The 2,838-nt window shown below is 56.1% G+C and carries 3 protein-coding genes and 1 pseudogene; all 4 read left to right on the plus strand.

Annotated elements, in window-relative coordinates; genetic code table 11:
* The coding region (locus SMC5_RS07475; RefSeq protein ID WP_119120210.1) for a PTS sugar transporter subunit IIB at positions 1-428 on the plus strand (428 nt) is incomplete at its 5' end.
* Positions 429-475: 47 nt separating this feature from the next.
* Complete coding sequence (locus tag SMC5_RS07480; protein WP_119087919.1) at positions 476-1,177, plus strand: SIS domain-containing protein; 702 nt, start codon at positions 476-478, stop codon at positions 1,175-1,177.
* Positions 1,178-1,181: 4 nt separating this feature from the next.
* On the plus strand, positions 1,182-2,315 hold the full coding sequence (locus SMC5_RS10460; protein WP_165849021.1) for a Gfo/Idh/MocA family protein: 1,134 nt from the start codon (positions 1,182-1,184) through the stop codon (positions 2,313-2,315).
* A gap of 49 nt (positions 2,316-2,364) precedes the next feature.
* Positions 2,365-2,838, plus strand: a pseudogene (locus SMC5_RS07495) (amidohydrolase family protein); the annotation flags it as partial.

Consider the following 2,838-nt stretch of genomic DNA (forward strand, 5'->3'; position numbering starts at 1 on the left):
GCTACTATGGCGCCAAGCGTATTATTGTTGCCGACGACAAGGTCGCAGCCGATCCGATTCAGCGCATTGTGCTGCCACAGGCAGCGCGTGGACTCCCAACTTCGGTCGTCACCATTGCTGACGGTTTGAAATTGCTTTCTTCCATGGATCCTGCCCACGAGAGTGTCCTCATTATTGCGCGCAATGCGCAGGGTGCACTGGCACTTATGCAGGGTGGATTCAAGCCGAAGAGCATCAATGTCGGTAATCAGGCTCCTGTCCAGGGAACCAAATATGTGATGGTTCTTCCATGGATAGCTGTGACGACAGAGGATGCAGAGGCATTCAAGGCTATTGGGGACATGGGCTACAAGATTACTCCCCAGCGCAGCGGCAATGACCGTGCGCTGGATCTGGTCGAACTTCTCCGAAAGAAGGGTTTGCTGTAGACGGATCGTTGTCGGCAGAAAAAATGGATACGAGTTGGGAGGTCGGAATGGCACTGGAATTCTTTGACAAGATCGAGGAGCTGATTCCTGTCCTGAAGCAGGAAGAGGGCAACATGCGCAAGGCAGGTCACATTGTTGCGCAGAGTATCATGAGCGGTGGAATCCTGCAGGCTTTTGGCAGCGGGCATTCTGCATCTGTTGCCATCGAGATTTGCGGGCGGGCGGGCGGCCTTATTCCATCCAAACAGGTCAAGGAACTATCGGGCGGCCATTATGAACGCATCGAAGGCGTGGGAACGACATTCGCCGAGATGTGGGATATCCAGAAGAACGATTGTCTGTTCATCATCAGCAACTCGGGTCGGAATCCTCTGATTATCGAGATGGCAATGGTTGCACGGTCGATCGGCGTACCGGTCATTGCCGTCACCGCTCTCGAAGTCGGCAAACACAGTACGTCGCGCCATTCGAGCGGCAAGATGCTGTGGCAACTTGCAGATGTCATCCTGGACAATCACAGTGTCGAAGGAGATGCTACTATCGAACTTCCGGGTCTTCCCACCAAGATCGCCGGAACGTCGAGCATCAGTTCGGACATCCTGGTCGATCAGACTATGGTCTTCGCTATCCGCGAGATGCTGGAGGCTGGTTATGTTCCACCGGTGTTCATGAGCGCCAATGTGGACGGGGGCCCTGAATTCAACAAGCAGTACACAGCCAAGTACGCAGACCGTCTGTACCGTGTCTGAGAATATGCGGCCGGTTCGACTTGGCCTTGCGGGGACTGGTTTCATCGGCCGCATCCACTGGATGTGTTATCGGGCACTGCCAGCGATGTACGCAGAAGTTCCGGCGCGAGTCATGTTTGACACAATCTATACGTCACACCCGAATGAAGCTGATCGGTTCGAGTTTTCTCGAGCCCTCCCTTATGAATCCGTATCTTCGACGTGTGCCCAGATCGACATGCTGGACGTGTGCACCCCAAACGCCTCACATCACCCTCTTGTTGAGGCGGCAGTCGCGGTACATGTCCCTGTCTACTGTGAGAAACCGGTGGACCTGAGCGGCGAGCTTACACTTGAACTGGCCCGGAAGGCAGACAATGCAGGCGTCCTGAACCAGACTGCCCTCGTGTACCGTTTCCTTCCTGCTATGGCAGCTGCGCGCGCGATTGTTCGAGCGGGCGTCATCGGCAATGTCGTGACATGGAGGGCTGTCCTGCTGCATGCCAGTTATCTCAACACTCAGCGAGCAATGACGTGGCGCTTGAGTCGCAAGGAATCTGGTGGTGGCGCGCTTGTCGACCTGGGTCTTCATATGGTCGATGCCGTGCGCATGGTCGCCGGCGAATTCGAAGCCGTGCGCTGCGTAACCAGAACAGTTGTTGGCGAGCGTCCCCGTATGGGAGCCCCAGATGGAATGTCCCGCGTCGATGTGGACGACTGGGCACTGGTCACGGCAGACCTGGTGAATGGCAGCACGGGAACGATTGAGGTTTCGCGGGTACATGCCGGACGTGAAGGAACCTTTGCCTTTGAGGTCTTTGGAACGAAGGGTTCAGTGACAGTTGACCTTCAGCGTGGGCGAGCGGTCGTCATGGATGCGGCTTCGCGTGACGTCACGCAGGACGTCGTTCTGGACGATCCGTGGGTAACCTACCTGAAGACTGCGTTTCCAAGTTCGAAAATGTCGATGGGACTCATGTGTGACATGCATGCTGCAAGCATCTATACATTTCTGGACGGTTGTACAGGCGGCGATGTTAGGTTCGCGGCCCGCCCGACTCTTGCGGAGGCTGGCTGGACACATCGCGTAGTCGATGCCTGCTATCAATCCGCCGACACTGGCAACCGGGTTGATGTGCAACGTCCCCAGGTGTCCTGACCGGAGCCAGGGTTCTTTCATGTCCTGCTGTATTCGAAAGGAGAAGACCATGAACATACCGGCATCTTCGCACTATGTCATCAAGACCGACCGCCTTTTTACACCCGATGAACTGCGGGGTACGTTCTGGATCGAAATTGAGGCTGGCCGGATCAAACACACTCTCACAGAGCAACCTTCTGGAATTGAAGTTCTCGATGCGACGGGCCTCCTTGTTGCCCCCGGCTTCATTGACGTCCATATTCACGGGTACGGCGGGCACGACATCATGGAAGCGAGCAGCGAAGCTCTCGAGTGTATGGCGACAGGCCTGCCACATGCCGGCGTCACGTCATTTCTGCCGACGACCGTGGGCGCGCGCATTGCCACTCTCCAGCACGTCATGACAACTTTGAGTCCCAAGTTGGCAACCGTCGAGGGAGCGAGACCTCTGGGGTGGCATCTGGAGGGACCATTCCTGAATGAAAAAATGCCAGGGGCCATGAATCCCGAGGATTTCGAGATACCGACCATTGCGAATGCC

The sequence above is a fragment of the Candidatus Cryosericum odellii genome (assembly GCF_003570935.1).
GTDB classification, from domain to species: Bacteria; Caldisericota; Caldisericia; order Cryosericales; family Cryosericaceae; genus Cryosericum; species Cryosericum odellii.